At 39.4% G+C, this 25,955-nt stretch carries 27 protein-coding genes and 1 pseudogene; 10 read left to right on the top strand and 18 right to left on the bottom strand.

Features of this window, described 5'->3' with window-relative positions; all coding sequences use genetic code 11:
• Positions 1-5 precede the first annotated feature (5 nt).
• A complete protein-coding gene (locus ABX891_RS15505) occupies positions 6-893 on the bottom strand; it encodes a TIGR03899 family protein (RefSeq protein ID WP_002957930.1) in 888 nt (295 codons plus the stop codon).
• A complete protein-coding gene (locus ABX891_RS15500; RefSeq protein ID WP_024595802.1) occupies positions 862-1,443 on the bottom strand; it encodes an SRPBCC family protein in 582 nt (193 codons plus the stop codon). Before ABX891_RS15500 ends, ABX891_RS15505 begins: the two co-directional genes overlap by 32 nt.
• Before the next feature lie 111 nt (positions 1,444-1,554).
• Here ABX891_RS15500 and ABX891_RS15495 point away from each other — a divergent pair.
• A pseudogene (locus tag ABX891_RS15495) lies at positions 1,555-3,743 on the top strand (bifunctional diguanylate cyclase/phosphodiesterase).
• Positions 3,744-4,143: 400 nt separating this feature from the next.
• On the top strand, positions 4,144-6,321 hold the full coding sequence (locus tag ABX891_RS15490; protein WP_354629845.1) for a YgiQ family radical SAM protein: 2,178 nt from the start codon (positions 4,144-4,146) through the stop codon (positions 6,319-6,321).
• 160 nt (positions 6,322-6,481) lie between these two features.
• On the opposite strand, the gene ABX891_RS15485 is transcribed toward ABX891_RS15490, so the two are convergent.
• The 13 genes from ABX891_RS15485 to ABX891_RS15425 all read right to left on the bottom strand — a co-directional run bounded on the left by ABX891_RS15485 (position 6,482) and on the right by ABX891_RS15425 (position 16,405).
• Positions 6,482-7,033, bottom strand: a complete 552-nt coding sequence (locus tag ABX891_RS15485; protein WP_354629844.1) for a protein disulfide oxidoreductase — start codon at positions 7,031-7,033, stop codon at positions 6,482-6,484.
• Between the two features lie 58 nt (positions 7,034-7,091).
• A complete protein-coding gene (gene mgtE, locus ABX891_RS15480; RefSeq protein ID WP_002957935.1) occupies positions 7,092-8,450 on the bottom strand; it encodes a magnesium transporter in 1,359 nt (452 codons plus the stop codon).
• 132 nt (positions 8,451-8,582) lie between these two features.
• Positions 8,583-8,855, bottom strand: a complete 273-nt coding sequence (locus ABX891_RS15475; RefSeq protein WP_002957937.1) for an HPr family phosphocarrier protein — start codon at positions 8,853-8,855, stop codon at positions 8,583-8,585.
• A gap of 42 nt (positions 8,856-8,897) precedes the next feature.
• Complete coding sequence (gene rapZ, locus ABX891_RS15470; protein ID WP_002957938.1) at positions 8,898-9,743, bottom strand: RNase adapter RapZ; 846 nt, start codon at positions 9,741-9,743, stop codon at positions 8,898-8,900.
• Between the two features lie 18 nt (positions 9,744-9,761).
• Entirely contained in the window at positions 9,762-10,214 is a 453-nt protein-coding gene (gene ptsN, locus ABX891_RS15465; RefSeq protein WP_024595797.1) for a PTS IIA-like nitrogen regulatory protein PtsN, read from the bottom strand.
• A gap of 4 nt (positions 10,215-10,218) precedes the next feature.
• Positions 10,219-10,506, bottom strand: a complete 288-nt coding sequence (hpf, locus tag ABX891_RS15460; RefSeq protein ID WP_007580301.1) for a ribosome hibernation promoting factor — start codon at positions 10,504-10,506, stop codon at positions 10,219-10,221.
• 26 nt (positions 10,507-10,532) lie between these two features.
• Positions 10,533-12,032: an RNA polymerase factor sigma-54 gene (locus ABX891_RS15455; protein ID WP_002957941.1), complete on the bottom strand. Its 1,500-nt coding sequence runs from the start codon at positions 12,030-12,032 to the stop codon at positions 10,533-10,535.
• A 69-nt stretch (positions 12,033-12,101) separates the two neighbouring features.
• Positions 12,102-12,827 (bottom strand): LPS export ABC transporter ATP-binding protein, encoded by a 726-nt coding sequence (lptB, locus tag ABX891_RS15450; RefSeq protein WP_002957942.1) that lies wholly within the window; start codon positions 12,825-12,827, stop codon positions 12,102-12,104.
• Entirely contained in the window at positions 12,824-13,369 is a 546-nt protein-coding gene (gene lptA, locus ABX891_RS15445) for a lipopolysaccharide transport periplasmic protein LptA (protein WP_002957943.1), read from the bottom strand. The genes lptB and lptA overlap by 4 nt, the downstream gene beginning before the upstream one ends.
• Complete coding sequence (lptC, locus tag ABX891_RS15440; protein ID WP_024606357.1) at positions 13,359-13,913, bottom strand: LPS export ABC transporter periplasmic protein LptC; 555 nt, start codon at positions 13,911-13,913, stop codon at positions 13,359-13,361. Before lptC ends, lptA begins: the two co-directional genes overlap by 11 nt.
• Positions 13,910-14,461: a 3-deoxy-manno-octulosonate-8-phosphatase KdsC gene (gene kdsC, locus ABX891_RS15435; RefSeq protein ID WP_007580311.1), complete on the bottom strand. Its 552-nt coding sequence runs from the start codon at positions 14,459-14,461 to the stop codon at positions 13,910-13,912. The genes lptC and kdsC overlap by 4 nt, the downstream gene beginning before the upstream one ends.
• Positions 14,462-15,433 (bottom strand): KpsF/GutQ family sugar-phosphate isomerase, encoded by a 972-nt coding sequence (locus ABX891_RS15430; protein WP_002957946.1) that lies wholly within the window; start codon positions 15,431-15,433, stop codon positions 14,462-14,464.
• Positions 15,434-15,436: 3 nt separating this feature from the next.
• Positions 15,437-16,405: a calcium/sodium antiporter gene (locus ABX891_RS15425; protein ID WP_354629843.1), complete on the bottom strand. Its 969-nt coding sequence runs from the start codon at positions 16,403-16,405 to the stop codon at positions 15,437-15,439.
• A 255-nt stretch (positions 16,406-16,660) separates the two neighbouring features.
• On the opposite strand from ABX891_RS15425, the gene ABX891_RS15420 reads away from it, so the two are divergent.
• Genes ABX891_RS15420 through murA form a run of 7 tightly spaced genes read left to right on the top strand, consistent with a single transcriptional unit; the run spans position 16,661 to position 21,325 of the window.
• A complete protein-coding gene (locus ABX891_RS15420; protein ID WP_101163663.1) occupies positions 16,661-17,476 on the top strand; it encodes an ATP-binding cassette domain-containing protein in 816 nt (271 codons plus the stop codon).
• On the top strand, positions 17,476-18,255 hold the full coding sequence (mlaE, locus tag ABX891_RS15415) for a lipid asymmetry maintenance ABC transporter permease subunit MlaE (protein WP_002957949.1): 780 nt from the start codon (positions 17,476-17,478) through the stop codon (positions 18,253-18,255). Before ABX891_RS15420 ends, mlaE begins: the two co-directional genes overlap by 1 nt.
• A gap of 13 nt (positions 18,256-18,268) precedes the next feature.
• Positions 18,269-18,817, top strand: coding sequence for an outer membrane lipid asymmetry maintenance protein MlaD (gene mlaD, locus ABX891_RS15410; protein WP_002957950.1), 549 nt, complete (start codon positions 18,269-18,271; stop codon positions 18,815-18,817).
• A 5-nt stretch (positions 18,818-18,822) separates the two neighbouring features.
• The gene (locus ABX891_RS15405) at positions 18,823-19,503 is read left to right on the top strand and encodes an MlaC/ttg2D family ABC transporter substrate-binding protein (RefSeq protein WP_354629842.1); all 681 of its coding nucleotides are present in this window, start codon (positions 18,823-18,825) and stop codon (positions 19,501-19,503) included.
• The gene (locus ABX891_RS15400) at positions 19,496-19,789 is read left to right on the top strand and encodes an STAS domain-containing protein (RefSeq protein ID WP_002957952.1); all 294 of its coding nucleotides are present in this window, start codon (positions 19,496-19,498) and stop codon (positions 19,787-19,789) included. The genes ABX891_RS15405 and ABX891_RS15400 overlap by 8 nt, the downstream gene beginning before the upstream one ends.
• A gap of 5 nt (positions 19,790-19,794) precedes the next feature.
• Positions 19,795-20,052: a BolA family protein gene (locus tag ABX891_RS15395; protein WP_002957953.1), complete on the top strand. Its 258-nt coding sequence runs from the start codon at positions 19,795-19,797 to the stop codon at positions 20,050-20,052.
• 13 nt (positions 20,053-20,065) lie between these two features.
• Positions 20,066-21,325: a UDP-N-acetylglucosamine 1-carboxyvinyltransferase gene (gene murA, locus ABX891_RS15390; protein WP_002957954.1), complete on the top strand. Its 1,260-nt coding sequence runs from the start codon at positions 20,066-20,068 to the stop codon at positions 21,323-21,325.
• An 86-nt stretch (positions 21,326-21,411) separates the two neighbouring features.
• Here murA and ABX891_RS15385 read toward each other — a convergent pair whose 3' ends face one another.
• The 3 genes from ABX891_RS15385 to ABX891_RS15375 all read right to left on the bottom strand — a co-directional run bounded on the left by ABX891_RS15385 (position 21,412) and on the right by ABX891_RS15375 (position 24,522).
• The gene (locus tag ABX891_RS15385) at positions 21,412-22,494 is read right to left on the bottom strand and encodes a trypsin-like peptidase domain-containing protein (protein ID WP_024595792.1); all 1,083 of its coding nucleotides are present in this window, start codon (positions 22,492-22,494) and stop codon (positions 21,412-21,414) included.
• A 102-nt stretch (positions 22,495-22,596) separates the two neighbouring features.
• Positions 22,597-23,949, bottom strand: coding sequence for a Do family serine endopeptidase (locus tag ABX891_RS15380; protein WP_024606350.1), 1,353 nt, complete (start codon positions 23,947-23,949; stop codon positions 22,597-22,599).
• 129 nt (positions 23,950-24,078) lie between these two features.
• Entirely contained in the window at positions 24,079-24,522 is a 444-nt protein-coding gene (locus ABX891_RS15375; protein ID WP_002957957.1) for a Z-ring associated ZapG family protein, read from the bottom strand.
• A 134-nt stretch (positions 24,523-24,656) separates the two neighbouring features.
• Between ABX891_RS15375 and zapE the strand changes: the two genes are divergently transcribed.
• Positions 24,657-25,745, top strand: a complete 1,089-nt coding sequence (gene zapE, locus ABX891_RS15370; RefSeq protein WP_354629841.1) for a cell division protein ZapE — start codon at positions 24,657-24,659, stop codon at positions 25,743-25,745.
• Positions 25,746-25,955 lie beyond the last annotated feature (210 nt).

The following is a 25,955-nucleotide window of genomic DNA, read 5'->3' as shown; positions in this document are numbered from 1 at the left end:
GCATATTATTTTATTGCGTGCCACGCTAAATCAAACTCTCCCTCCAGCGCATTATTAATTAACTGCTTATAAATTTTATTTACAGGAAAATTAATGAGTTTAGATAACTCATCACCTGTTTGCGTGAATTTATAATAGCTTAATACCAAGTCACTGCTTTTTGCTTTTAACGTTACTTTTTGCGATAAAAATGAAAGGGTAAGTTCTTGCCCCGCTTTAAGTACTGCAGATTCAATTTCTTTTCTATACAGTAAATTAAGATCCATAAGTGTTAAAATATCAGGAAAACTAATACCTGTTTTTCCTAAATTTAGAGACACTTTATTGCCTTTTCGTAGCAAATCAAACAATGACGGTTTTTTGTAAAAGCCGAGTAAAATAAAGTGGCTGTCGTCTTTTTCGTTATAGCCTGAGAGCGACACACATTTTTGCAAAGAGTCAGCTTCTCGCTGTGTCATATGCTTTAACGTTTGCAGGCTTTTAATTGAAAACGTACCAGGGTTGAGTGTTTCTCCCGTTAAAATTTTGGCCCATAAAGTTTGCATTGACGCATTTGAAGTATCTTCGCACAGTGCGATAAAGTGCTCTACCCAGTCAGCATCGGGTTGTTTACTACTTGCTACATCGGGGCAAAACCCCATAGCCATTGCTAAAATTGACTCTATATTTTGTTGTTGTTTTATTAGTAGTAAATCTTGGCGCTTTTGGGCACGAGCTAAAACAGAGTTTTCACTGTTGATATGATAAAGCGGCTTAACTTGGCCTTTAATATCGTAATTTTGTTCGGGGGTAGGCAGTATTCCGTTACTGCCTATTTTTGTTATAGGGTAACCAAGTAAGGATTCGATAATGTTAGCAAGGTTAATTCTCGCTTGTGCTGTCTTGACTGGCATGGCTGTGCATTGTCCTTTGTGAATGACTAAGCTGAGCAACAGTTTTAAGGTTATTTAACCCCATTGAAACTGTATTACGGAGCACATTTTCGCTCAAAATTGCGGTGTAACCCGATATTAAAGGAGCGGTTGTTTGTCCGTTAATCTTACATATTAGAGTGACGATACCGTTTTGCTCACTAAAATTAAAAGTCCCCCTAATAATATGCTCAGCATTTAAAAGTATATTAAAGCTGACCTTATTTTGACTCACCGAAGTTATGATCATTTCACCATACCCCCATTTTCCCTTCCAAGACTGATGAGCACCCAGGCCAGAGTTCGGTTCGCCCAAAGTAAAACGTATACTGGGGTCTACTTTTTCCCATGGAGACCATTTTTGCCATTGATTAAAGTCAGTAATAAGCGGTTTTACTGCGTCAATATTTGCATTGATTTCTATTGTTTTATTTACATTATAACTTTGGGGAAGTATCAGCCCTACCAGTACTAATACCAATAACAATAACAGTACGCCTTTGATTAATATTTTTAATGGTTTAATAAGCACACCTTCTATTAATTTTTTGAGTTGAAATACAACAACTTTTTATTAATCGACTATAGTATGAATTAGATTATAAACCAAAAATAATTTATAAATTGCTACCTAGGAGAGCGAATGTCGTCAGATCAAAACGATTTTTTATTTTTTGAACAAGACTATGAAGATGAGGCAGTTATTGAGCCGACTAAGTTTTGGGATATTTTAATTGTTGATGACGAACCTGAGATCCACTCTGTAACAAAGTTGGCTTTGTCTGGGGTTGAGTTTTGGGGGGCAGGCTTGCGATTTCATGATGCCTATTCGGGAGCTGAAGCAATAGAGATTTTAGCTAAAAATAACAATATTTCAGTTATTTTTTTAGATGTTGTTATGGAAACTGACGATGCTGGCTTGCAGGTTGTAAAAAGGGTGCGTGACGAATTAAATAATCAACATGTAAGAATTATTTTAAGAACAGGGCAAGCTGGTAATACACCAGAGGAAAAAGTAATACGTGAGTACGACATAAATGATTATAAAACTAAAACAGAACTCACTCGCTCTAAATTAGTAACATCGCTCATAACCGCTATTCGCTCTTACGAGCAGGTATGCCAGCTTGAATATCAAAGTGATGCAATGAACACGATTGTTTCTGCATCAAAGTCTATTTTAGGGCTTACTGATATTAAGCAACTATGCAAAGAAATCATCAAGCACATGAGTATTATTTTAAAGTGTTCACCTCGAGGGCTTGTGTGCAGCAAATTAGATGGCGATGACTTTATTCAAGTATTAGGTGGTTGTGGGCATTACGAAGACTACTTTGGTGAAAAATTAATTAATGTTGATAGCAAAGTATTTAAACAAGTTGAGTCGTGTTTTGATTTATCAAAGCATCAGCATACAGACTCAAGTGCAGCATTTGTATTAAAAAGTAAGCATAGAAAAGCGGCTTTATATATAGAATGTGACCATGTTCCTTTGCAAGCACAATTGCAGTTCGCTGAAATCTTCTTAACAAATGTGAGTGTGGCCCTGGATAATATAAGGCTGTTTGTAAAGTTAAGAGATGCAGCTTATAAAGATGTGCTTACAGGTATTTCAAATCGTACCAATTTTATTGAACGGGTAGAGCGTTATCAAAAGCCGCACGTTAATGATTATGTATTTGTATTAATTGATATAGTTAATTTTGCAGATATTAATAATGGCTTAGGGCAAGAGGTCGGCAATAAAGTATTAATTGGCATTGTGCAAAGGTTAAAAGAAAACTACCCAACAGCTAAATTACTATCTCGTATTGGTGCTGATGTTTTTGGTTTTATTATTCGCCGTGATGAACTCGACTTAAAAAAATTGAATGAGCAGTTAGGTGTTCCATTTTGCGCAGAAGAGCATACATTACCTATCGATTTTAGATTGGGTTTATGCCAACAGCAAGACTTTCAAAGTAGCGGGGTTGATACACTTAAAGTTGCTTATATTGCACTTAATCGAGCTAAAAAACAAAACACAAAGAGGGAATTTATTACAGTGTAGACATGCAAGATAAAATGGCTTGGCGCATAGGAATTATTAGACAATTACGTCATGATTTTGCTCGAAACAAGTTAGAGGTATGGTATCAACCTCAACTTTCATTAGGAGACTTGTCTTTAATTGGATGTGAGGCATTACTTAGGTGGCCCACCGGTAATGGATCATATATATCGCCAGCGGTATTTGTTCCACTTGCAGAAGATGCGGGCTTGATTGTTGATATAGGGCAGTGGGTTTTAGAGCAAGCTTGCCAACAACAAAAGCGCCTAGAAAATATGGGCACCGAAATTTGTATTGCGGTTAATGTGTCTGTTCCGCAGTTTAAAGTAAAAGGTTATGCTCAAAAAGTTAAAAATACATTATTAAAATATGCTGTTAAGCCAAAAAACATAGAGTTAGAAGTCACTGAAAGCGTAGTAATGGATGAACTCGAAACTGTTATTAATACACTTAGAGAGCTTCAAGAGTTAGGGATTGAGGTTGCTATTGATGACTTTGGGACTGGCTTTTCATCGCTTAGTTATATACAAAGTTTACCCTTGGATAGGTTGAAAATAGATCGTGCATTTATTAAGGATCTGCCAAATGATGACACTGGCGCTATTGCTGCCTTAGTTATTTCTCTTGGTGCTAAGTTGGGTTTAAAAACGATTGCTGAAGGCGTTGAAACACAAGAACAAGCTCAGTTCTTAAAAAACTTAGGCTGTGATGAGGTACAAGGTTTTATGTATGCTAAACCAATGCCTGAGCATGAATTGATAGAATTTATAAATAAACGCTAAAAAAGATTAACTTATTATTATTTAAGTTAGGGCGTGTTGAACTTTTGTGATTAATTTTGCAGCAGATTGTTTGGTATTTAGGCAATGCAGAGCCTATGTAGTGTGGTTGTTCCCCATAAATAGGCGATAACGCAGCATAAATGCCAAACATGCGCTGCCCTTTGGGTTCTTTCTAGGGACGATTAACTCTTTGTTGCTCGGTTTTTACTTAGCCCGCTAGGTTACAAACCTCGCGCCGCGATTAAATCGCCCCTAGATTGAACAAATTTCAATCCACAAAGATCAACACGCCCTAATGAACGATTTAGAATTTAAAGCGCGATATGCTTTGACTACTTTGTATATATAAAGAATTTAGTAGGGTATAATTCGCGCCTTTTGTTATTCTACGGCCACAATTATGAGCACACTCAAAGCTAAGCGCGCCTTATTTTCATACCCTAAATACTGGGCTGAATGTTATGGCACCGCGCCATTTTTACCAACTACACGTGAAGAAATGGATGCACTTGGCTGGGATAGTTGCGACATAATAATAATTAGTGGTGATGCGTATGTTGATCATCCTAGTTTTGGGATGGCGGTAATTGGCCGTGTACTTGAAGCGCAAGGCTTTAGAGTGGGGATTATTGCCCAACCTGCATGGGACTCTAAAGATGCATTTATGGAGCTCGGCAGACCGAATTTATTTTTTGGTGTAACAGCCGGCAACATGGATTCGATGATCAACCGCTATACAGCGGAAAAACGCATGCGCCACGATGATGCTTACACGCCTAATAACGTTGGCGGTAAGCGCCCTGATCGCGCCGTGATGATTTACTCGCAAAAATGCCGTGAAGCATACAAAGGTATCCCAATTGTTATTGGCGGTATTGAAGCCAGCCTTCGCCGTATTGCTCATTACGACTATTGGCAGGAAAAAGTACGCCGTAGTATTTTGTTTGATGCAAAAGCCGATATTTTAATTTACGGTAACGCAGAGCGCCCGCTAGTTGAAGTTGCACACCGTATTGCGGCGGGTGAAACGATGGATACGATTCAGGATATTCGCGGCACGGCTGTTATTCGAAAAGAGCCTCTACCTGGTTGGTGTGGCAGTGATTCTACCGCTATTGATAAAATTGGTAAAATCGACCCTATTCCAAACCCATATGGCGCGGATGATGTTGGCTGTAGTAAATCAGAATTTAAACAAGCCGGTATTGATTTAAAAGCAGAAGCAGCAAAACCAATCATGGTTCAGCCTGCACGTCCTAAGCCGTGGGAAAAAACCTATGTTAAGTTACCTGCTTATGAGCAAGTAAGTGTTAACAAACCTCTATACGCCCATGCCTCGCGCATTTTACACCAAGAAACAAACCCTGGTTGTGCAAGGGCGCTTTACCAGCGACATGGCGATCGCTCTATTTGGGTAAACCCGCCAGCATATCCATTAGAAACACATGAAATGGATGCTGTATTTGGTTTGCCGTATCAGCGTATTCCTCACCCAAGTTATGGTGATGCTAAAATACCTGCTTACGATATGATTAAAACGTCAGTTAATATTATGCGTGGCTGTTTTGGTGGTTGTTCGTTTTGCTCAATTACAGAGCATGAGGGGCGCATCATTCAAAGTCGTTCGCAAGAATCTATTATTGAAGAAATTGAACAGATTAGAGATAAAGTCCCCGGCTTTACTGGTGTTATTTCTGATTTAGGTGGCCCAACGGCGAATATGTATAAGCTGCGCTGTACTAGTAAAAAGGCCGAGAGTACCTGTAGACGCTTATCATGTGTGTATCCAGATATTTGTAAACACATGGATACAGATCATACGCCAACAATAGATTTGTATAAAAAAGCACGTGAAGTTAAGGGTATTAAAAAGGTATTGATTGCTTCAGGTGTACGTTACGATTTAGCTGTACGCGACCCGCGTTACGTTAAAGAATTAGTAACGCACCATGTAGGCGGTTACTTAAAAATAGCGCCAGAGCATACAGAGGATGGTCCATTATCAAAAATGATGAAACCAGGTATGGGAGCGTACGATCAATTTAAAGAACTATTTGATAAGTACTCTAAAGAAGCCGGTAAAAAGCAGTATTTAATTCCTTACTTTATATCTGCTCACCCAGGTACAAAAGATGAAGACATGGTAAACATGGCTTTATGGCTTAAATTAAACGACTTTAAGCTTGATCAGGTACAAAATTTTTACCCATCACCTATGGCTAATGCGACGACTATTTACCATACAGAGATGAACTCTTTGCGTAATATAAAAAACAACTCAGAAGTTGTTCCTGTACCTAAAGGCGCACGCCAACGTAGATTACATAAAGCTATTTTACGCTACCACGATGCAGCTGGTTGGCCAATGATACGTGAAGCTCTACGTAAAATGGGTAAAGCTAATTTAATTGGTAAAGGGCCTAACTGTTTAGTGCCAGAAGAAGGGCGCGATGAAAAAGCAGGTAAAGATGGTAAAAAAAGTGGGCGTCCGGCACTAACGCGACATACTGGTTTTAGCCAATTTAAAAAGGCAAACACTAAGCCAAAAGTAGGCGGTAATAGTCAAAGTACACGTTAGTAATTTTATTTGCTAATAGATAAGGCTAATTGCGGTACGCGCTTTTTCATACGCAAATTAAGTAAGCCTTGCTCTTTATTATCTATATTATTGTAGGTGATAAAGAGTGAAGTTTTAGAGCCCCTCTCTTTAGATATCCAGTGCTAAGTTTAGCTTTTTTTTAAAGCATTGATGATAACCACAAACGCAATTTAAGTGACCATAACGGCTGAATGCCGGTGAGTCCTTGCGTCATTTTATTATCTTTTAAGATTATATAAGATGGCGTGACTTGTCCCTGCCAATCGGAAAATATCTCCCCGTGTTGATCGTTAACAGTACTGAAGCTGTAGCCTTGCTCATTTAAATAATCATGCAGCTCTTGAGCAGAGCCTGACTTTATCGCGATGCTCACAACAGGGTATTTATTCTCGTTTGCGAGTTCGTTTATGGCAGGGGAGGTAATACTACAAATAGGACACCAAGTTCCCCAAAAATACACAAGCGTGGGTTTATCTTGGCTCATTGCTGCTAAATCAATGTTTTGCCCTTTATAGTCGATTAATTGTAATTGAGGATTTGCTGGCATGACAGGTTGCCGCCACCAATTAACGGCGGTATAAATGACGAAAAATATAGAGCCATATACCAGTACACTTTTTAATATGGATACGCTTTTTTGTTTTAGCGTTTTTTTAGGTATGTCATTTTTATGTTTGGTATCCGTTGCCATAGCTACTGATTTACCCTAAGTATTTTTGCTGTAGTTTTTTACATTTAAAGCGTTTAATTTATATCAGCAACCATGTAGCAGTACCTAAAAAGGCGAATATACCAACAATATCAGTCACTGTGGTTAGCACCACACTCCCTGCAAGAGCAGGGTCTATATTCATTCTTTTAAGAATTATTGGAATACTTGCACCAGCAACACCTGCCACCACTAAGTTCATAAACATAGCGAAGGCGAGTACGCCACCAAGCATAAAGTCCCACTGCCATAGCGCAATAACACCCGCAATTAATAGTGACCACAAAATACCGTTTAGCGCGCCAATGGCCAGTTCTTTCATCATCAAGAAACGTTGGTTTGTTTGGTTTATATGACCTACTGCAATACCACGGATAACAAGCGTTAATGATTGGCTACCAGCAACACCACCCATAGAAGGGACAATACCGTTAAGCACAGCCAAAATAGGGAGCACATCTAAAGTGCCTTCAAAAAAGCTAGCTACAAAAGCAGCTGCAAGTGCGGTTAGTAAATTAACTCCTAGCCAAACTGAGCGTTTTTTAGAGCTTTTTAGTACAGGCGCGAATGTATCCTCTTCATCATCAAGACCGGCTAGGCTTAATAAGCTATGCTCGGCATCTTCTCGGATTACATCAACGATGTCATCGATAGTAACACGACCGAGGAGTTGGTCGTTATCGTCCACCACAGGGGCCGATATCCAATTATGGCGCTCAAATAATTGCGCTACTTCACTTTCATCCATTGAGATTGGGATAGACTCACAATCTTCATCCATTAAATCGCGCACAATTTTTTCTGGCGGATTAGTTAATAATGTACTCAGCGATAAAGCGCCTATAAAGCAGTTATGTTTATCAACAACATATAAATCATCTGTACCCTCTGGTAACTCACCACGCAGTCTAATATAACGAAGTACAACATCGAGTGTTACATCAGGGCGAATGGTCACCGTATCGGTGTTCATTAGCGCACCTGCTGAACGCTCTTGATATGACAGTGCTTGCGTGGCACGTTCACGGTCTTGAATGTCCATCGCGCTAACAACGTCTTTATAGACGGTATCTGGCAGGCTACGTAATACTTCACCTAAGTCATCGTGGCCCATGTCTTCAGTTGCGGCGGCAATGTGCTTAGGTTCCATTTGGGCAATAATGCCTAAACGAACATCTTCAGATAATTCTTCAAGAACATCACCCTGCACATCAGGATCGACCAATTGCCAAAGCAGTCGGCGAATTTTATGCGGTGATGATTCTAATAATAATGCGGTATCACAAGGAGCCGTTTTTGCGAGCATGCGCCTAACTTGAACAAATTGACCACTATTGAGTGACTTCGTCACCTGTTTTAGTTGCTGTAGTGGGTAATCTTGTTCAAAAGCTTCAGGCATTGGCGTCCTTTATAAATTGTTATATTACTTTATGGGGGGGAGGTGAGTTAACTGGCGTTACTAACCTATCTATTTTATATATCTGTTTTAATTGAAGCATTAGTAATGCGAATATTGTTTTTATAAAACAGGTTATTCTTGTTCATTAAAGCGTTGTGCTATTAATTCTCCAACAGCGTGTAAAGCTTGCTCAGAATCAGGGCCTTTACAAACAACTTTAACTTCTTTTCCTTGGCTACTTTCAAGTAACATTAGTGCAAGTACGCTATCGCCTGCTGCTTCTTTGTCATCTTGGAATAATGTGATTGTCGCATCAAATTGTACTGCTAATTGCGCAAGCACAGTAGCTGCTCTGGCGTGCAAGCCTAATTTGTTTTTTATTAAAAAGGTATCTTCACAATGCATAACTTACTCTACCTAAGCTGAACAGGTGATTATTCAGCTATATTATTTTTCTTGCTCGCGATGGCGAATTTTTACATTGGGATGTGTCATTGCAAAACTTTCACCGATAGTTTGCGCTAAATACACAGAGCGATGTTGCCCGCCTGTACACCCAATAGCAATGGTTAAATAACTGCGGTTATTTCGTTCTAAATGTGGTAACCACGTTTGTACAAATGTTTGAATTTGCCATGTGAATTTTTGCACTATGCTGTGATTAGCTAAATAGTCTTTAACCGGTTGATCTAACCCATTTAAAGGCTTCAACTCTGGTTCCCAGTGTGGATTTGGTAAAAAGCGTGCATCAAATACGTAGTCTGCTTCTTTTGGTATACCGTGTTTAAAACCAAATGATTCAAATGTGACAATCAGTTGCTTATCTTTTTTACCTAAAATCTTTTCACGAATAGATTCAGCGAGTTGATGAACACTTAAATCAGTCGTATCTATCATAAAGTCGGCGCGAGTGGTTAACACATCAAGTAATTCTTTTTCTTTTTTGATGGCTAAATCAAGGGGCAACGAGTCTATTGATAGTGGGTGTAATCTGCGTGTTTCAGAAAAGCGTTTGATCAATGTCTGATCGTCGCTATCTAAATAAAATAACGTAGGGTTTGCAAAGCCTGGTAAGTATTCAAGAATATCGTTAAATTCATCTTGTTCTTTAGGGATGTTGCGCACATCTATGCTAACAGCAATTTTATCGTAGCTATCAGACACACTGCGAACTAATGAAGGTAGTAGGTTTACTGGAATATTATCAACGCAATAATAACCTAAATCTTCTACAACGCGCAAAGCAACCGACTTTCCAGAACCAGAACGGCCGCTTATGATAATTAACTCCATTTAACACCCTTTATAAAACTATGATTGATCGACAATAACTTGGTAAAGCTCAGTATCAGATTTTGCACTGCGTAACTGTTTACAAAAATCTTTGTTGTTTAGTTTATCAGCAATGGTTGCTAGAGTCTTTAAGTGCTGCTGGTTATCGCCATCTGGTACGATGAGTGCGACAAAAATATCAACAGGGCGATTATCGATTGCATCAAAGTTTATTGGAGTTTCGCTAACGAGCACTAAAGCCAAAGGCTCTTCTGCACCGCTCATTCTTCCATGAGGAATAGCAATGCCACGCCCTATACCTGTACTACCTAATTTCTCTCTGCTCATTAAAGCATTAAGAATATCTTGTTGCGGTAAATACGGAAGTTTGTCGTGAGCAAGTTCGCTAATGAACTCTAAAATTCTTTTTTTGCTATTAAAAAGGACCGCAGCTTTGCTGCAGTCCTGGCATATAAGTGAACTTAATTTCATCATATTAGTGTCGAGCAAGCTTCTCTTTGTGTTTGATTACTTGGCGATCGAGCTTGTCGATCAACGAGTCAATAGCGGCATACATATCTTGATGTTCTGTAGAGGCAAATAGCTCAGCACCGCTTACGTGTATTGTGGCTTCTGCTTTTTGATTTAATTTTTCTACATCGAGAATGACATGAACATTATTTATATGATCAGAGTGTCTTTCAAGCTTCGCAAATTTAGTATTAATATAGTCTCTTAGTGAATCGGTTAATTCTACGTGACGACCAGTTAAGTTTAGTTGCATAAGCATTACCCTCTTAGTTTAGCGTCTTAAATCAGACTTTTACGCTGATTTGACGGTGGAATAGCAAGAGATTCGCGGTATTTTGCGATTGTACGTCTTGCTACTTTAATTCCTTGCTCAGCCAATATATCCGCTATTTTGCTATCACTCAATGGTTTTGCTGAGTTTTCTGCTGCGATTAATTTTCGGATAAGCGCACGTATTGCTGTAGATGAACATTCACCACCGTTTTCAGTACTTACATGGCTTGAGAAAAAGTATTTAAGCTCAAATATACCACGGGGTGTATGCATGTACTTTTGAGTAGTTACGCGCGAAATTGTCGATTCGTGCATTTCTACCATTTCAGCGACATCATTTAAAACCATTGGTTTCATGGCTTCAGGGCCATGTTCAAAAAAGCCTTGTTGTTGCTTAACAATACAATTAGTAACTTTTAATAGCGTGTCGTTTCTACTTTCTAAGCTTTTAATAAACCATTTAGCTTCTTGTAAATGTGAGCGAATAAACTGGCTGTCGCCACTTGATTTTACAGTGCGAGACATTGCCGCGTATTGGCTATTAACACGAATTTTAGGCATGCTATCTGGGTTTAATTCGACAACCCAGCGGCCTTTAATTTTTTTAACTGACACATCAGGAATAACATACTCAGATTCTTCCCTTACTATAGTATCTGCAGGTTTTGGGTTGAGAGTATGTATTAGTGTCATTACTTCTTTAAGCTCTTCTTCTTTGAGCTTAGTTTTTTTCATTAATGTACGATAGTCGCGAGCTGCTAATAGATCAATATGCTCGGTTAAAATCATTTTCGTTTCATTAATGTAAGGTGTTTCTTTATCAAATTGATTAAGCTGAATACACAAACACTCTTGTAAACTACGTGCAGCAATACCAACAGGATCAAACAGTTGGATGCGTTTTAATACCGCTTCAATTTCATCAAGTTCGACTTCGTTATCATCTTCGTTTTCTTGATTAAAGCTTTCTAAAATTTCTTCGCAGCTTAGTGTTAAAATACCTGAATCATCGACGGCTTCTACAATCGCAATAGCGATGGCTTCATCGGTAGGGCTAAATGGCGTTAGTTGTAATTGCCACATTAAATACTCATGGAGCGTTTCAGTAGAGGCGCCTTGGTATATAGATTCATCTTCAGGCATTGGACCTGATGAGGCTGCAGGAGCGGCACTCATGTACTCATCCCAACTAACATCCATAGCCATGTCGTCACTTAGCGTGTCTTTTGCAAGTGCTTCACCAGTATCTTGTTCGTATTCGCTCGGAGCATCATCAGCAGATGCGCTAACAGTTATGTCATCGGTATCAGCTTTTTGCTCGTTTTTACCAGCAGCGTCTTCGGAATAGTCTGCCTCTTCAACCTCTAATAGTGGATTACTGTCGAGAGCTTCTTGTATTTCTTGCTGGAGATCCAATGTACTGAGTTGCAACAAACGAATAGCTTGTTGCAACTGTGGAGTCATTGTAAGTTGCTGGCCCATGCGCAGCTGTAGTGATTGCCTCATGTATCTCTAACAATCCTTTTATGTTGTTATAATTAATACTAGCAGATGCTTAAAGACATGGCGTAAATGTTACAGCCTAAATTGCTCGCCTAAGTAAACATCGCGTACTGTTTTATCATTTAATACGTGTTCTGGAGTACCTGATGCAATCAGCTCCCCATGAGAAACAATGTAGGCTTTTTCACAAACATCAAGGGTCTCTCTTACGTTATGGTCGGTAATTAATACTCCAATCCCACGATTTTTAAGATGTTCTATTATTTTCTTTATATCTAATACCGAAATAGGGTCAACACCAGCAAACGGTTCATCCAGTAATATAAATTTAGGATCTGCTGCCAGCGCTCGTGCTATTTCTACACGACGACGTTCTCCACCCGATAATGCCATACCTTGGCTATCACGAATGTGTTGTATGCTAAATTCATCTAATAAGTTATTGAGCGTGTCTTCTCTGGCTTGTTTATTTAGTTCTTTGCGCGTTTCTAAAATGGCCATTAAGTTTTGATAAACAGTCAGCTTTCTAAAAATCGATGACTCTTGTGGTAAGTAGCCTATGCCTAATCTAGCACGACTATGCATAGGTAAAAGAGTAATATCGTTATCATCAATAGATATTTTACCTTTGTCGCTAGGAACAAGCCCTACAATCATATAAAAAGTCGTTGTTTTACCAGCACCGTTAGGGCCAAGTAAGCCAACTATACTGCCAGCTTGTACTTCAAGGCCGACGTTTTTTACAACTTCACGACCTTTATAGCTTTTTGCTAATAGTTCTGCTTTTAATGTGCTCATGGTTGACCTTTATCGCCTTTTTTACTTTTTTTAGTTTCGATCGGTACTAAAATTGTGTGAACGCGGTCAGTTGAGTTTTCATCTTTTTCGGCACTGATGAGCTGCTGCTCTATGTCGTAGGTAATGCTTTTAGCATTTATTTTTTGTCCGGCTTGCGATACTTGTGCATTACCAACAAGCGTTAAAAAACGCTTAGATACATCATAACGTACTTCGTCAGCACTGGCGCTCATAGTTGTGCCGTCTGATTGCTTTTCTTCAAAGTGCGCAGGGCTACCTGTGGCAATTAATAATTGTTTATTATCACCAAGTTCATCACGTTTGTGTACTTCGAGGCGATCGGCTGTAATGCGGCGATTACCGTGAATAATCTCAACGTTTTTCTCAAAAATACCCACATTAGCTTTCAATTGACCTTCTTGCTTGTCGGCACTTATTGAAATTTGATTGGCAGCAGGTTGCGTGTTTTGCTCTGCAGCACTACTATTAAACGCTAGTATAAGTGTAGGAATTATAAGTGATTTTAATATTTTATTGGTCATAGTATATGGTTCGCGTATGGTTAATTAGTTTTATCACTTCGGTTTTTAAGTCGGCTTCTAGGCCTTTACCGGTGATTTTTAAATTGGGTCCAGTGATGATGACGGGTTGCTCCGAACGCATTGTTAATAGCTTTATATCAACCTGAATATTATCAGCATTGATTTTGTCTATCATGGCGTTATCGGTTAAATTTTTGGCAACCACATTACCTTCTAAAATTAATTGTTTATCTTCGTATAATGTTGCTTCGTCTGCATTTATTTGCCACGTTTGTTGTTCGTTATATAAAGTGAAAATGGGTTTTTCGAAAAACGTGAAACCTAATTGCTGGTATAGCTCCATTTTAGCCGCAGTGACTTTGTGGCTAATTTTACCTTGCTCATCATAGGCTGTCTGTTTGAGCTCAATAGCTATGTAATCAGGCTTAGCAATAACTTCAGGCTCAGCCTGAGGCACAATATTTGTTTGTGTAAAATAAGGGTACCAAAGCCAAACCATACAGCTAATGAATAAAACGCTTAATATTATGCGCGCTGCATTCATGAACTAGTGCCTTGTGTAGTCAATGCTTTACCATTTTCAAGCATGAGCAAATCGGTGAGTTCTCTCACAGCACCAAAACCACCAGGCATTTGCGTTACATAGTGTGACAAACGCTTAATAAGTGGGTGGGCATCATTTACTGCAACGGCAAAGCCTACTAACTCCATAACAGGCATGTCAGGACCGTCATCACCAATATAAGCAATTTGTTCATCGCTAAGGTTGAGTTTATCTTTTAATTCTTGATAGGCAATGAGCTTATTTTCTTGGCCTTGATAAATATGCTGTACGGTTAAGCTGCTCATACGTTGTTGTACTATCTGTGAATGACGACCAGTAATAACAGCTACTTCAAAGCCACTGTTTATAAGTGCTTTAATGCCAAAACCATCTTTTGTATTAAATGCTTTTAGCTCTTCACCTTGATTGCCAAGGTAAATACGGCCATCAGAAAATACACCATCAATATCGCATATAAGTAGTTTTACTTTTTTAGCGCGTGCTTTTGCATCATCGCTCAGCGGTTGATAGAGTTCTTCAAATTGCATTTATAACACTCCTGCTTTCAATAGGTCTTGCATATTTAATGCGCCAATAGGTTGGTTTTTCTCATTGACGACGATTAGGCCATTTATACGTTTACGTTCCATAATATTGAGCGCTTCAGCGGCTAAAATATCTTGCGTAGCTGTAGTGCATGACTTAGTCATAACAACATCTATTTGTGTTGTATGAATATCAATTCTTTGTTCTAAAATGCGACGTAAGTCACCATCGGTAAATAACCCTACGAGTTGCTGATTTTCATCAACAATGGCTGTCATACCTAATCCTTTAGCTGACATTTCTATTAGAGCATCTTTAACTGTTTGTGAAACATCAATAATAGGTGTATTTGCGCCGCTGTGCATAACATCTTTTAAAGTAAGTAATAAGCGCTTGCCTAAACTACCACCTGGGTGAGATAGCGCGAAGTCATCAGCTGTAAAGCCGCGAGCTTCTAATAATGCAACTGCCATGGCATCGCCCATCGCAAGCGTTGCAGTGGTACTTGATGTAGGGGCTAGACCCAATGAACAAGCTTCTTTTTCTACTTTAATACACACATGTACATTAGCAAGGGTTGCCATGGTTGATTGCGTATTGCCAGTCATCGCTATCATTTTGGCACCAAGTCGTTTTAAAACCGGAATGATATTTAAAACTTCGCTGGTTTCCCCTGAATTAGAAATAAGCATAACCACGTCATTTTTAGTGATCATACCTAAATCACCATGACTTGCTTCACCAGGGTGAACAAAAAACGCAGGGCTGCCAGTGCTTGCAAGAGTTGCCGCTATTTTATTGCCAATATGGCCTGATTTTCCCATGCCAATAACAATAATACGGCCTTCACAGTCGTACATTAATTGGCACGCATTATGAAAATTTTCATCTACATATTGTGCAATATCACTAAGTGCTTGGCGCTCAACATCTAAAACGCGAAGGCCTTGTTCAATAAAGTTTAGCGTTGCCATCTTTTACCCTACTTGACTAAAAATATACCCTTGGTAACCCAAAAACGCTATTAGTAATAAGCCGCCTTCTACTCTATTGATACGCTGGGTGCCTCTAAAGTTCAATGACATAATAATAAGAGCAAGTGTTGCACCAATCATAATTAATATATCTCGGCTTACTAACGATGGATCAATTGCTGAAGGATTAATAATACCTGCTAGAGGTAATACAGCTAAAATATTAAATATGTTTGAGCCAACAATATTACCTAGTGCTAAATCATCTTCATTTTTAAGTACGCCTGCAACCGAGGCGGCAAGTTCAGGCAAGCTAGTACCAATGGCAATAATTGTTAAACCAATGACTAAGTCGCTTAAGCCGAAGTATTTAGCAATATCAACAGCTGAGCCGATTAAAAAATGAGAACTAACCGGCAGGAGTATCATGCCGACAATTAACCAAAATACCGCTTTTTTAGTAGGTACATCGTTTGGTACATCGTCGCAGGCTTCTGAGACAAATGGGTCATCTTTGTTTTTTGCACGCATAGATACAATGATTAACCCACCGATGAATACGATAAAGCCAACTAAAAGTGCCACACCCTCACTGAATGAAAAGTAGTTATCTGAGAACACATACCAAGTAGCTAAAGATACGAGCATCACCAATGGCATTTCGCGTTTTAACGTACTAGATGAAACTGAAAGAGGGCGAAATAGAGCCGTGATACCTAACACAAGTAAAATGTTTGTAATATTAGAGCCAACAGCATTACCAACAGCTGTGTCTGTTTTGTTAGCTAGTGCGGCAGATGCCGAAACCATCATTTCGGGTGCTGAAGAACCCATTGCTACAACGGTCAAACCAACAATAAGTGTAGGTACACCAAAGTTTTTAGCAAGAGCCGCAGCGCCATAAACAAACCTGTCTGCACTCCAAACAAGAGCTGCAAAACCAAGAATTAAAATAACAAACGAGGTAACCATTGTGTTAAGCCAGTTATACAAAATACGGATGGCGCGAATAGTAACAAAAGCCAAGATGAAAGTATAAATAAAAGAGTAAGGTCAACTGCGTAACAATGCTGCTTTTAAACAGCTAATTTAAAAATTTAAGCCGGGGTTAAGCTGTTTTGAGCGAGTCTTATAATCCTTTTCATGGGTGTATTACAAAATCTTACGAATTGTTTTTTCCATCTTTGACAAAAAAGCTTTAAAATAGGGGCACTAGTGAACATTTTTATGGAGAGCGACTTGTCGCAATCAATAGTAGAAGTCAAGGATGTTAGCTTTTCGAGAGGCAATAGAACCATATATAAAAATATGAGTTTTAGCGTTCCTAAAGGTAAAATTACTGCGATTATGGGGCCAAGCGGAATTGGTAAAACCACTATGTTGCGTTTAATTGGTGGTCAGCTTAAACCAGATTCAGGTGATATTTTATTTGAAGGTGGCAGCATTCCTAAAATGTCTCGTAAAGAGTTATACGAAGCACGTACTAAAATGAGTATGCTTTTTCAAAGTGGTGCGTTGTTTACTGATATGTCGGTATTTGACAATATCGCGTTTCCTATAAGAGAGCACACAAAGCTAAGTGAAGACCTGATTCGATTAGTTGTGTTAATGAAATTGCAAGCTGTTGGACTACGTGGCGCTAAAGATTTAATGCCCTCTGAGTTATCCGGCGGTATGGCAAGGCGTGCTGCGCTTGCACGCGCTATAGCACTTGATCCAGAGCTAATCATGTACGATGAACCATTTGCAGGACAAGATCCTATTTCGATGGGCGTATTGGTTAAGCTAATTAAGTCGCTCAACGAAGTATTAGGTTTATCGTCTTTAATCGTGACGCACGATGTAACAGAGGTAATGAGTATTGCCGAACACGTTATAATTATCGCCGATCAAGGGGTAATTGGTTGTGGTACTCCAGATGAAATGCGTAATCATGAATCTCCTTTAGTTCAACAGTTTTTAAAAGGCTTGTCGGATGGTCCAGTACCATTTCATTTTCCGGCTCAGGCTTATGCAGACGAACTACTTGGAGAAAAAGCATAATGTTGGATTTATTTCAAAAGCTAGGACATAAAACGCTAGGACGCTTTGCGGCCCTTGGTCGTTCTGCTTATATGCTGTTTAGTGCATTAGCGCATGTTCCTAATTTTAAAAAAGGCACACCGTTACTTGTTCGCCAGCTTTATATGGTTGGTTCGCAATCGTTACTCATTATTATGGTGTCGGGTTTGTTTATCGGTATGGTGTTGGCTTTACAAGGTTACACCGTATTGGTTGGTTATGGCGCTGAGGATAGTTTAGGGCCGTTAGTGGCACTGAGCTTATTGCGAGAACTAGGCCCGGTTGTTACTGCATTATTATTTGCAGGACGCGCAGGTAGCGCTTTGACAGCTGAAATTGGCTTAATGAAAGCAACAGAGCAACTTTCATCACTTGAGATGATGGCAATCGATCCGCTAAAACGTATTATTGCACCGCGCTTTTGGGCGGGTTTTATAAGCATGCCATTGCTTGCATTGATATTTTCAGCTGTAGCAATTATAGGCGCTCATTTAGTGGGGGTAGATTGGCTGGGGGTTGATACAGGTAGTTTTTGGTCAATCATGCAATCGCAAGTGTCGTTTCAGCAAGACATACTAAACGGTATTATTAAAAGCTTTGTATTTGCCATAGTGGTGACCTGGATTGCGCTTTATAAAGGATATGACTGTGTGCCGACTTCAGAAGGGATCAGCAAAGCAACCACCGAAACGGTTGTTCATTCGTCATTAGCAGTTTTAGGTTTTGACTTTATTTTGACAGCGGTAATGTTTACCAGCTAATAGGGTATAGATAATGAATTCACGGAAATTAGAAATTTTAGTTGGTTTTTTTGTAGCACTTGGCATTTTAGCTTTTGCGATGCTTGCACTTAAAGTTGCCAATTCAGGTATTAGTGGCTCTGGCGAAACATATACGCTTAATGCCAAGTTTGAAAACATCGGCTCGTTAAAAGCGCGTGCGCCGGTAAAAGTAGGTGGTGTTGTAATTGGTCGTGTTGAATCAATTTATGTTCACCCACAAGAATTTTTACCAGTCGTTAATATGACCATTGACGCACAGTACTTATGTCGTTTTTCAGACACAAGCTCAATCTCTATTTTAACGTCGGGTATTTTAGGTGAGCAGTACTTAGGTATTCACCCTGTAATTTCTCCAGATTCTGCTAAGCAACGTTGTTTAGGCGAAACAGTGACAGAAAACAAGCAAGATGAAGCAATTGACGATTTATTTGGTGTGGAAAGTAAAGCACTAGGTGATGGCGATTCAATCACTGATACTAAGTCTGCCATTGTACTTGAAGAATTAATCGGGCAGTTTTTATTCAACCAAGGTAGTGAGTAATTATTATGTTGAAAAAGTTTTTAGCTATTGTAGCAATTGGCACAATGACGCTAACTCAAAGCGTAAGTGCAGCAGATGTGAAATTAATCGATCCTAATAAAATGGTACGCCAAGTTGCCGATAATACATTTGCGCGCATTAAAAAAGATCAGCCATTAATTGTTAAAGATCAGGAATACCTTCGCGTAATAGTCGAAGAAGAATTAATGCCTTATATCGACTATAAATATGCAGCACTTCGTGTACTTGGCAGTGAAGTATCTAAAGTTCGTGCAATTACCGACGAGGCTGAAAAGGCCAAAGCAATTAAAGAAATTCAACGCTTTATTGGTGTATTTAGAGAGTACTTAGTTGCTACTTATGCAGGTGTATTTACTCAATACACAAACCAGAAAGTTGAGCTTGGTGCAGAGCAAGCGTTTAAAGGTAAAGACGTCGTTGTTATTAAGACTAAAATTATTGAAGACGGTAAACCTGATATCAGAATCGATTTTAAAGTACGCGAAGACCGCGACGGTGAATGGCGCGCGTACGATATGATTGCCGAAGGTATTAGTTTACTGGATGCAAAGCAAAGCGAGCTGCAAGGTATTTTGCGTCAGCAAGGTATTGATAATGTAAGTAACCTTTTAGAGCAAAAGAGTCAGCTACCAGTTCAGTTTAGAGGCAGTAACTCGAATGACTAAATTGGCAATAAGCCAAGTTGATGGACAACATTTTGGAGTAAGCGGTGAGCTTACTCGAAATTCAATTGGCGATGAACAGCTTCTGAACAATAAGTTATTAACTAAGCATAAAATCATCTATTTCGACCTAAGTGGAGTATCAAGGGTTGACACAGCAGGCTTAGCTTGGTTAATTCACTCTTTTGCAGAATTAAAGCAGCAAGGCATTCGCCTTGAATTGCAAAACCTACCTGAGCAATTGCAAAATTTAATGCAATTGGGTCAGGTTACAACCCTATTTGAGTGAGAGTTATGGAAACTAGCCAAGTCGAAACATTATTACGCGAAGAACTTCAATTAGCTGAAGTACATGTAAAAGCCAATGGTAGTCATTATGAAGTTGTTGCAGTAGGCGAATGCTTTGACGGTTTAAGCCGAGTTAAAAAGCAGCAGCTAGTTTATGGTCCATTAATGAATACAATTTCAGATGGGACAATTCACGCAGTATCTATTCGTGCATTTACTCCTGTAGAGTGGAAGCGTGAACAAAAATTCATTTTACCGCAATAACTAGGGCCTCCTAATGGATCAATTTGTAATTCAAGGTGGCACTTCACTTGCTGGTGAAGTGACTATTTCGGGCGCTAAAAATGCCGCACTGCCTATTTTATTTGCTTCACTATTAGCTGATGGCAAAAGTATATTTACTAATGTACCGCGTCTTCGCGACATAGTGACCACTGAAGCCTTATTAAAAACTTTAGGTGCAGATGTTAATTGGCAGGGCGATACCCTAGTAATTGACGGTGCAACGGTTAATAAAACATTAGCGCCTTACGACTTAGTAAAGCAAATGCGTGCCTCTGTGCTTGCATTAGGACCTCTAGTTGCACGTTTTGGTGAAGCTCAAGTGTCTTTACCTGGTGGGTGCGCCATTGGCGCTCGCCCAGTTGATATTCATATTCAAGGTTTGGAGCGCATGGGCGCACAAATAAACGTTGAAAATGGTTATATTAATGCCAAGGTAAATGGTCGCTTAAAAGGCGCTGAAATTTTTATGGAAATGGTAAGTGTAGGCGCTACCGAAAACCTATTAATGGCAGCGGCCCTCGCTGATGGTAAAACCATACTTGATAATGCGGCACGCGAGCCTGAAATAATTGATTTAGCTAACTGCCTAATTGCTATGGGCGCTAAAATCACAGGTGCAGGTACTAGCCGCATTGAAGTTGAAGGCGTTGAGCGTTTAGCTGGCTGTGAACACAGTATTTTACCTGACCGAATTGAAACTGGGACGTTTTTAGTCGCTGCAGCAATGGCAGGCGGTGAAGTACTTTGTAAAAACACTGACTTTCATTCTCTTGAGCCTGTGATTGAAAAGTTACGCGCAACAAATGCACATCTAGAAGTGCATAACGACAGTATTTATCTTGATATGCGCGGCCGAGAACTGAAAGCCGTGAATATTAAAACAGCTCCACACCCAGGTTTTCCTACGGATATGCAAGCTCAGTTTACAGCATTAAATGTAGTAGCAAATGGTAGTGCAACGATCACAGAAACGATTTTTGAAAACCGTTTTATGCATGTACCAGAGTTGCAGCGTATGGGCGCTAATATTCGTTTAGAAGGGCATACCGCAATTTGTGGTGAGACTGAAAGCTTAACGGGCGCGCAAGTGATGGCAACCGATTTACGCGCTTCAGCTAGCTTAATCTTAACGGGTATAGTGGCACAGGGTGAAACGGTTGTTGACCGTATTTATCACGTTGATAGAGGCTATCAGCGCATTGAAGATAAGCTAAGTGCGTTGGGTGCAAACATTAAACGTAGAAGTAGCTAAGTAGATAACTAGTTAAGCTATTTTAAAAAGGTCGGATACGCAAATTGCTATCCGACTTTTTTATTGACGATTGGTATTACTATTTATTAAAGCTTTGTTTCAAGTTCAGCTACCACCACCATGATTTTTTCTATTTTCCCATCTCTGTATAGCTCAAATTCTATTTCTTTACCGGGCTCCGTATTACCTATTTTTTCAAGCACTTTCTGTGGGTTTGCTACCGAAAGCCCTGCAATTTTAATGACGATATCTTGCTCTTCAATACCCGCTTGCCATGCTGGCCCCAAAGGGTCTAAATTAGTAATGCGCATGCCGGTAACCGGCGTTAGGCTGTCGTTTACTTCTTTACCTGTACTATCTACTGCTGTGCCTTCAAAGCCTAAATAGCCGCGTACAACGCGACCGTGACGAATGAGTTTACCCATCACTTTTTTAGCAAGTGAGTAAGGAACCGCAAAAAATATTCCTTGAATATTCAAGTTCTCACGCGTTTTAAATTGTGCAGAAGTAATGCCGACTAAATCACCATTGGAGTTAACTAATGCGCCGCCGGAGTTGCCCACGTTAATAGCTGCATCCATTTGCAATAAGTTATTGTAAGGGCTATCTGTAATTTTTTGCTTACCCGTTGCACTAATAATGCCTTGAGTGATTGTTTGCCCTAAGTTAAGCGGGTTGCCTATAGCAAGTACAACATCGCCTACATTTGATACATAGCTATCGTTTACGGGAATCACCGGGAGGTGATCTGCATTGATTTTAAGTAAGGCTAAATCAGTAATGGTATCAAAACCAATTAGTTGCACATCAAAAAAGCGTCGGCCATCGGTTAAGATAACCATAATTTGGTCTGCATTATTCACAACATGGTAGTTAGTAAGAATATAACCGTCTTGCGACATAATGACGCCAGAGCCTAGCTCTTGTACCGTGTTTTTTCTTTTATAACGAGGTTCTTTGGAAATGCTTTCTGAAAAAATAGTAACTACAGAAGGAGCTGCTCGTTTAACTGCATCAGAAAAACTCAGGTGACTCGCACTCATCGCGCTTGGAAGGGGAACATTAGGGAGTAAGGCGGCTCGCATATTAGGGCTGAAAAAAACCACTAAAAAAGCAATACTTAGACCTGCAAATAAAGGGGGGAGAATAAATTTTATTAATTTCAGCACAGTTTTCTTATTATGTAAGTGAGCAATCTCTTTATGATGACATAAAAAAAATAACAGCGGCAAGTGCCACTGTTATTTTTATTACATTAATAGTGCTATTTATTACTGAATTAAAATAAATATAGACTCACGACCACGTTGTACGCCAAGTACGATATTACCTTTAGTGTTTTCGATAATCTTATTCATATCACGAATAGTCTCTACTCGTTGGCGATTCACTTGCATAATAATATCACCTTCTTCAAGGCCAACACGGGCAGAAGGTGAGCGAGGGTCTACAGACGTAACCTCAACACCTTTATTACTATTTTTTTGCACGTTTTCAAGTGTCGCGCCTTGGAACGCAGGATGCAGCTCTTCGCCAGTCGCTGTAACACCTGATGCACCATCAAGAGTTACTTTTACCGTTTTAATTTTACCATCGCGGTAAATACCAAGTTTTATTTCGCGGCCTTCACCTAGCGTAGCAATTTTGCTGCGTAGTTCATGGAAACCACTAATATCACCGCCATTAATGCTAACAATTACGTCACCTGCTTTTATACCTGCTTTACTTGCGGCAGTGTCGTCCATTACTTGCATTACATAAGCACCTTGTTTAACGTCAAGTTGCTGCGCTTTAGCAAGGCCTGCATCAAGTGGGCGGCCAGAGATACCCAGCGACCCTCGGCGTACTTCACCGTGTTCAACAATTTGATCAACTAAGTTTTTCATCATGTTTGATGGAATGGCAAAACCAATACCCACGTTACCGCCAGAAGCACCTAAAATAGCAGTGTTAATACCAATCAATTCACCGTTTAAGTTAACTAGTGCACCACCAGAGTTGCCTTGGTTGATAGCAGCATCGGTTTGAATGAAATCTTCGTAGCCCTCAATATTTAAACCACTACGGCCAAGAGCGCTAACAATACCAGATGTAACTGTGTGGCTAAGTCCAAATGGGTTACCAATAGCGACGGCAAAGTCGCCCACTCGTAAACTATCTGAATTTGCGAGTTTTATTTCAGTTAAGTCATCAGCGTCTATTTGTAAAAGAGCGATGTCTGATTCTGTATCAGTACCAATTTTAGTTGCTTCAAATTCACGGCCATCTTCGAGGGTTACTACCATTTTTTCGGCATCTTGGATTACGTGATTATTAGTGACTACATAACCCTCATCAGCATCAATAATTACCCCAGAGCCTAACCCACTAAATTGACGCTTTTGACTGCGAGGCTGTTGCTGTCCAAAAAAGTATTCAAGCGGATCTGCACGGCGGCGTACTTCTTTTGAGCCTGAAACTTGGATACTTACAACACCTGGAGATATTTTCTCTAACATGGGGGCAAGAGTTGGTAGTTGTTGACCATTTACTGCAATTGGCATTTTTGCATAAGACGCTACAGGGCTCATTAACAAGCTTGTAGATAGAATAGCTGCGCTGATAAGTGATAATTTCATTTTCATAGTCAGGGGTAACTCCACTTAAGATAAAGCAAAACAAAAAGGGCTACTTTACAGCAGCCCTTTTCGGTTTATTAAGATAAAACAACAAAGCTGTTATATCTAAAGACTATGGGGTCAAAAAAAAGTTCATCAAGATGCTTTAGAATGTTCTGAAACTTTATTTTGACCAGCAAATAAACCTGATTCACCTGATACATAATCAGCTGGTTGTGCTGCGGCTGTAGAACGATCGCATTGACGCTCTTTTAATGAAGCCTGCAGTTGTTCTGTAGTTTCTTTTGAAAAGAATGGTTCAGCTGGTGCTTTATTTCTATCTTCTAGAAGAAGCTGGTTTGTTTCTTCAACGTGACTAAGCAGTTGATCATAGTTTTCTTTCATTTTATTTACGAGCTTACCAGTATTCGCTAAATGATCAGCGACATCTTGGCGATACTGCTCTAACGCATTTTCAGCTTGCTCTGCTTGCTCTTTTAATTCATCTTGTTTGAACTGTTTTTTAGTAACAAATGCGCCAATAAAAAATGCTACAACAGCAACAATAACAATCAAACCTACCCACATAACTGTGCCCATAAAAACTACCCCTTTGGGAAAATAACTAACGAATACCGATTCAATTATAAATCATACTAAGTGTAATATACCCCGAGTTATGATGCGTGTTAATATGCTTTGCAAATTAAACTGTGTTTTAACTGTAAATAGATATGACTCCTTGGCAAACATACCAACAAGACTTAAAGCGAGATGACTTTGTACACGACGCAGCACAAGAAAATGCTGTGCGCCATTTACAACGTCTATACGATGACCTAACTCAGACAAAGCCAAAACAAAAAGGCTTTTTTGCTAAGCTATTTAGTAAAGAAGAACCTGCGCCTGTAAAAGGTTTGTACTTTTGGGGGGGAGTAGGGCGTGGTAAAACTTATTTAGTTGACACTTTTTACGAATCATTACCGGGCACACGTAAAATGCGTGTGCACTTTCATCGATTTATGCACCGAGTGCATAATGAGCTTAAAAAGCTAAATAATACGGCTAATCCATTAGAAAAAATTGCTGACACTTTTAAAGCTGAAACAGACATTATTTGCTTTGATGAGTTTTTTGTACAAGATATTACTGATGCAATGCTATTAGGTGGCTTAATGGAAGCGCTATTTGCACGGGGTATAGTACTTGTAGCAACCTCTAATATAGTGCCTGATGAACTTTACAGAAATGGCTTACAGCGAGCACGTTTTGTACCCGCGATTGAACTTGTTAAAAAAAATACCGAGATAGTTAATGTAGATTCAGGTATCGATTACCGATTACGTACTTTAGAGCAAGCTGAAATTTTTCATAGTCCGTTAGATGAAGATGCGGATAAGAACCTATTTGAGTACTTCGATAAGTTATCGCCAGAGCCAGGGCAATTAGATGAGCCGATAGAGATAGAAGGGCGAAAAATCAAAACGCGTAAAGTAGCTAAATGCGTTGTGATGTTTGAGTTTAGTGAATTGTGCGAAACAGCACGTAGCCAGGTCGATTACATGGAGATTAGCCGCTTATACAATACGGTGATTATTTCTAACGTAAAACAGCTAGGGCAAACTAATGATGATGCTGCTAGACGCTTTATTGCTTTAGTGGATGAATTTTACGAGCGCCACGTAACTTTAATTATATCGGCTGAAAAACCTATTACCGAACTTTATACCCAAGGTAATTTAAATTTTGAATTTAAGCGTTGTATTAGTCGTTTACAAGAAATGCAATCCTTAGAATATTTAGCTAGAGAGCATTTAGTTTAAATAAGTAAGTAAATGTGTAATAGGGCAACTATAAAAAAGAGGTACATATATAGTACTTCTTATTTCTGAAATTTCTTGTGGAAAAAACAACCGGCGAGTAGCAATGTGTTTTAAGTGCTGGTATACTCCCGCGTCTGCCACGTTGCGTTCTATGTCCTCATATAGTCTAGCCACTTGTGAGCGGCGCAAAAGTCTAAAACTCGAAGGGGT

It is taken from the genome of Pseudoalteromonas sp. NCIMB 1079 (genome assembly GCF_040567695.1).
GTDB lineage: Bacteria > Pseudomonadota > Gammaproteobacteria > Enterobacterales > Alteromonadaceae > Pseudoalteromonas > Pseudoalteromonas distincta.
Note: the sequence above shows the minus strand (reverse complement) of the source record. Positions and strands in the feature narration are given on the sequence as shown.